General features: G+C 48.2%; 3 protein-coding genes. 1 reads left to right on the top strand and 2 read right to left on the bottom strand.

All coding sequences use genetic code 11. From position 1 onward, the window contains the following. Positions 1 to 159 precede the first annotated feature (159 nt). Positions 160 to 945: an ATP-binding protein gene (locus tag Q0294_RS12335; protein WP_299465541.1), complete on the bottom strand. Its 786-nt coding sequence runs from the start codon at positions 943 to 945 to the stop codon at positions 160 to 162. 386 nt (positions 946 to 1,331) lie between these two features. Between Q0294_RS12335 and Q0294_RS12330 the strand changes: the two genes are divergently transcribed. Further along, the gene (locus Q0294_RS12330) at positions 1,332 to 4,340 is read left to right on the top strand and encodes a PVC-type heme-binding CxxCH protein (RefSeq protein WP_299465538.1); all 3,009 of its coding nucleotides are present in this window, start codon (positions 1,332 to 1,334) and stop codon (positions 4,338 to 4,340) included. Positions 4,341 to 4,344: 4 nt separating this feature from the next. Here Q0294_RS12330 and Q0294_RS12325 read toward each other — a convergent pair whose 3' ends face one another. Next, a complete protein-coding gene (locus tag Q0294_RS12325; RefSeq protein ID WP_299465535.1) occupies positions 4,345 to 5,337 on the bottom strand; it encodes a glycosyltransferase in 993 nt (330 codons plus the stop codon). Between the last annotated feature and the right edge of the window lie 371 nt (positions 5,338 to 5,708).

Raw genomic sequence — 5,708 nt, 5'->3', positions numbered from 1 at the left:
ACTGGATTTTGAATCCAGCGCGTCTGCCGATTCCGCCACTCCGGCCTGATAATAAAAGTATATAGTCTAACGCTTTATGGAATTCAATGGAAATACCGAAAAATCTCTTATTCCGAGTCCCGACTGAGTATTTTCTGGCAGGGATGCTAACAATTCTGCTCAGGCTGCTTCAATTGCAGCGGTCGTCAGCGGGAATTTCAGTGTAAACGCTGTTCCCTTGCCGACGGCACTTTCTACCCGGATTCTTCCTTTGTGGGCTTCCATGACTTCTTTCGCCAGTGATAATCCCAATCCTGTTCCTCCCTGACCGTTTTCATCTGCTTCTTTGGTAGTGTAAAACTGATCAAAGATATGGTGCAACTGTTCGGAAGGAATCCCGGCTCCGCTGTCACGGACAATGACTTCCGCCATATTGGATTCCTGGTTGATTCGTACGGCAAGGTCCAGTCTGCCACCTGAGGACATGGCCTGTCGTGCGTTGACGATCAGATTGACAAGTACCTGTTGAATCTGGTTCGGGTTCAAGACGACTTCCGGGTGCGCTTCAAAATGTGTATGCAAATTCACGCGGTTCATCTGCAGGTCTTTTTCGACTAAAGCGATGACACTTTTCACTAGAACGACGAGATCTACCGGTTCCTGGCGGGTTTCACTTCCGCGGGCGTAGGAAAGCATACCCGTCGTGATTTTGGCAGCACGCTGACCCGCTGATAAAATTTTCGTAAACGCCTTTTCACGGCGTTCTTCTTCTTTATGTCGCAATCCCAGTTTGGCGTAGTTGATGACGGTCGTCAGAATATTATTGAATTCATGTGTGATGGAAGAAGCCAATGCTCCGACAGAACTCATCTTTTGTGCATGAATCAACTGCTTCTGGTAATCTTCAATTTGCGATTCCAGCTCTGCAACTCGTTTTTCCAGCGACTCGATTGTTTGGTTTGACATGAACCTGACCGCATCCTTGTATGACTATCAATTTTCATTCCCGGGGAGCGACCTGGCTCGGTCGGCTCGTGTGAGAATGGTGGCTGTGCATCAACTCTCTCTGTATTAGATATCGGCCGCTTCATGACAGGAATCCAGAGCGCGACGGGAGTCAGAATGAATGCGTCGTGAGAATTAAGCAACTCGATCCTGTTGTGTTGAATGGAAGGACCTGGGGAAATAAGGCGACTGGGTTCTGGTGGGGGATATTCCCTAATGATTTCCAGGAATGAGATTCTAGATTTCTCCTTGACGAAGTGAGGGAAATCCTTTCCTTTCACTTCACATCGATGTACGCTTAACTGATTATAACTCAATGTCTGTAAATGAGTTTGAGAGGATTTCTGATGCGCTCCTGCTTGAAATATCATCTGATTCTTTGGTGTTTTGTTTTTATAGAATCAACGGTTTTACTGGCTCAGGATCAGGATGAAATAAATCGCATCCCGCATTCTTCAGATGATCGTATCCAGATAGAACTCTTTGCGGAAAATCCCCAGATTGTGACGCCTACGGGAATTGACGTGGATGAATGCGGGCGGGTCTGGGCGATTGAAAGCAATACGCATTTTCCGCCGGAAGGTTATCGTCGTGCTGACAGCGACCGGATTCTAGTCTTGTCAGATCAGGATGGCGACGGCAAAGCTGATGAGGTCGTCACATTCGCAGAGGGATTGACGCATACCATGAGCGTTGCTGTGAAGCCGACCTGGCTCAAATTCCTGGAAGCAAATCAGAATAAAAACAAATTTTGCCAGTCAAATGAAGTCTTCGTTGCCACTCGCAATGAAGTCTTTTTAATGATCGATGAAGATGGTGACCTGAAAGTGGATCAGAAAAAGTCACTTCTGAAAGTCGAAACGTCCGGCACTTATCCCCATAACGGTCTGGCTGGTTTTGCTTTCGATGCCGCCGGCTGGATGTTTATCGGCTTTGGTGAAAATCTGGGGGCTGATTATAAAATTACAGGGGCAGATGGGATTTCGTTTTCCGGGGGAGGAGAAGGGGGAAACCTCTACCGTTGCCGTCCCGATGGTACGCAGCTCTCTCTCTGGGCGACCGGATTCTGGAATCCTCATGCCAGTTGTGTTGATGCTTTTGGGCATGTTTTCACCGTCGACAACGATCCTGACAGTCGGCCGCCTTGCCGGTTATTACACATTATTGAAGGGGGAGATTACGGTTATCGCTTTCGAAATGGGCGGAAGGGGCTGCACCCTTTTACCAGTTGGGATGGAGAGTTGCCGGGAACCCTGCCTATGGTGGCAGGCACGGGAGAAGCACCTTCGGGAATTCTGGCATACGAGTCCAATGGTTTACCCGCTGAATACATTGGGAACTTGCTGGTGACCAGTTGGGGCGATCATCGGATTGATCGTTTTCAGTTGCAGCCCAAAGGAGCGACATTTTCTGCAAAACGTGAGCCTCTGATTGAGGGGGGCGAGAATTTCCGACCAGTGGGGATCGCGACGGGGCCGGATGGAAGTCTGTATTGCACCGACTGGGTGTTGCGAGATTATAAATTGCACGGCAAAGGTCGTATCTGGAGGATCTCTCAACGCGGGAAAAAAACGGTCCCCCAGAAGAAAAACGCCGCGATGCAGGAGCCGGAAACCTATGCGGCTCTTGTCAAGAAGTCGCTGAAATCAGAGGATTTGCCTACGCGAAGACTGGCCACCTGGATGATGGGGGAAGAGCGGGATCTTACGTTACGCGGAATGGTCGGAAATCAGAAAATGCCGTTGCGGTCACGCTACGAGGCCATGATGTATCTGGCTGAAAATTTTAACCCGGCCTACGTCAGAGTGATTAATTCTCAGCGTGCGACAAAACAGGAAGGTCCGTATCATCCGTTGCATACGGAGGTCATGAAATATGCGGACGAACGATTGCCGGTCAATCAAATTGTGCAACTTCTGCAAAATCCGGAGGGCAGCGATTCCAGTTATCTTCTCAACAGTCTGCAGGGGCTGGTCCCCCTCATTCGTGTCATGGGCAGAAGTAAGTCAGCAGTGGTGGCCAAGCTTTTAAATCAGGCTGTGGAACAGCGCGATCCGTTTGTTGAATCGACGTTGATCCGGTTGATCTCCGAAACCTTCAAAGAAGACGATTTCAAAAAAACGTTGCAATATTCGGACGCACTTTCTCCCCGTCTCAGGCTATTAATCATTCTGGCAGCGCGTAAGAATGATCCCCAATCTGAGGAGTTGATCAAAATCGCATTGAGTAATCCGGAGCCTGCGCTACAGCGTGCGTTGGTACAATGGATCGCGGAGGAAAATCTGAATTCGCTGAAGCCGGAGATGCTGGAGATTATCAACAGTAAGGAGGTCAGTGGTGAATTATTTGAAGCGGTTCTGGCTGGAATACAGATACTGGAAGGGGAACAGCGCTCCGGAAATGATGAGGCACTTGGTGCGGAGTATGCGTTAAAGATTCTGGAAAATGAACAGTTTTCGATGAATGCCCGCGCACGAGCGCTGGCTGTAATTCCTGCCGGTCACCCCAGGCTGACTGACGATTTGCTGAAGTCATTTCTCGCTTCGAATGATCAACCGAACATATTGTCTGTCATCCGTTCTTTGCAGTTGGCGCCGCGAAAAACGATGCTGGAGGCACTACGAACAATCATCGTAAATCAGTCATTGTCGGAACTGGTTCGTAGTGAAGCGATTGTTGCTCTTTCTGCTGGCATTTTATTAGAAGATTCCAGTACAAAATCGAAAACTCTGCTGCTGAATGCGATTCAAGATCCGAACCTGGCAATCAAAGCCGAGGCAATTCGCGCGTTACGGGCCTTGAATGATGACGCAGACGTGGTCGCAGTTCTGAGTAAGTTACAATCTGGAGAGCAAAAGGATCTGGCCGATTTGTCAGCATTGTCTTTGGGGACAAAAATGCCGGACTTGAAATGGGAGGATGTATCAGCAGGCGGAGATCCGGCAGCAGGTCGGCGAGTATTTTATCATCCTTACAGCGTACGTTGTTCTCAGTGTCATTCCGTCAATCATCAGGGGGGCAATGTGGGCCCCGATTTATCTGTTGTGGCGCGTGCCATGGACCGGAAAAAACTGGCTCAGTCCATTTTGCATCCCAGTGCTGAGATCGCGCCGCAATTTACCGTTTGGACCTTTATTCTTGAAAACGGAAAAGTGGTTAACGGCGTGATTCTGGGAGAAGCCAATAAAGATAATTTGAGCGTTGGCACTGTTGATGGAAAAGTCTTAACAGTGAAACGAAGTGAAATCGATGAACAGATTCCACAAAAAGTCTCTCTGATGCCGGAGAAATTAAGTGAAAAACTGACCCGACAGGAATTGCGGGATCTGATTGCCTACCTGGAGACGTTGAAATAATCTTTTACGCAGCTTCGCGTTGTTCTGCGGGACCCTGATCTGGCATTTGGATCTGCTGTTTTGATGTCTTGGTCCGGTATGCAATTTCTTTAGTGATGGCTTTGTTAAAAGAAATCTGGAACTGCTGATAGGAGTATTGGGCAGCACAACACCAGCCGATGACAGCCTGGCAGCGCTGGGGCCTGGTTTCCAGTTCACGAATGGCTGTGGCAAGAGATTCTACGTTTTTGTCTTCAAAGTATATTCCGCTTCCCAGTCCATGTTGTTCAAAACAGGTAACCGAAGCAGCAGCCTCACAGTCAGCGTAGATCACCACGGGGGTCCCGCAGCTTTGTGCTTCAATCGCAGAGAGGTCGAAGTCCACATCACGCGGACAAATCACGGCTGAACAGAGCCGATATTGTGCTCTCAATAACTGGTCATCAATGGGGCCGATAATTTCTACCAGCGGTTCAAAGTGTAACTTCGCGGGAAGTTGGTCTTCTGCAATCCCCACGATCGACAGGCTGCGATTCAAGTCTTTGCAGGCATCCACGGCAAGTTGATCTTCTTTAGACCACTGGCCATCTACGACTAACAGATAGAACGGGCTTCGTTTTTCAAAGCCGGAACAAAAGAAATCCGTATCGACCGGAGGTCTGACGAATGAAGTAAAACGGTCACGATTCAGGTTCTGAAGCGTTTTTGTGGGAACTACAAATTCGACATTGGTTAAAGAATTCACCAGGTTCTGGTTGATCGGATTCTGGTTGCTCGAACGCGGTTCCAGGTAACACATGTGTAACTGGTGTTCGCTACATTGGACATTGGCGGCTGCTTCCAGACTGGTGCTGATGATTAGATCGGACTGAGCAACATCAATGGGGCGTTCAGGGGAAAAACCGCTGCCAAACCGGGCTATGGTTGACGAGTGAGGCCAGGCCTGGTTCAGTGCCTCCCAGATGCAATACTCAATACGAGTATGCGATACGCCGGTATGTACCAATGTGACACTCATTTGGTTTCCTCCTTGAAACGATGATGAGCCTGAGTTTATTTCTGTTGAAATCCAACTGGCAGCGTCTTAGCCAGAAGTTGTGCATTGAATTTTAAGAATTGAAGGATGACGTGGTTTCATTGAATCATTGATTTATCAATGCAGATAACAGAGCATAAACTCATAAGCAGAAACAGATGTGTAAGTCGCTGTTCCTGAAGCAATCAAATAAAATCGAGAGAGAAAAAACACGCGATTTTGACTCTATCGAGGGTGATATTGACAAATCTCTAAAATTTGGTCAATCCGAATCTGTTCAGATTATTTGCGCTCCTTGTAACTCGCTGGATTTGAGTGAAATCCTGCTGATTCAAGGGGGAGAACGAATTGCT

Source organism: uncultured Gimesia sp. (assembly GCF_937919775.1).
Lineage (GTDB): Bacteria > Planctomycetota > Planctomycetia > Planctomycetales > Planctomycetaceae > Gimesia.
Note: the sequence above shows the minus strand (reverse complement) of the source record. Positions and strands in the feature narration are given on the sequence as shown.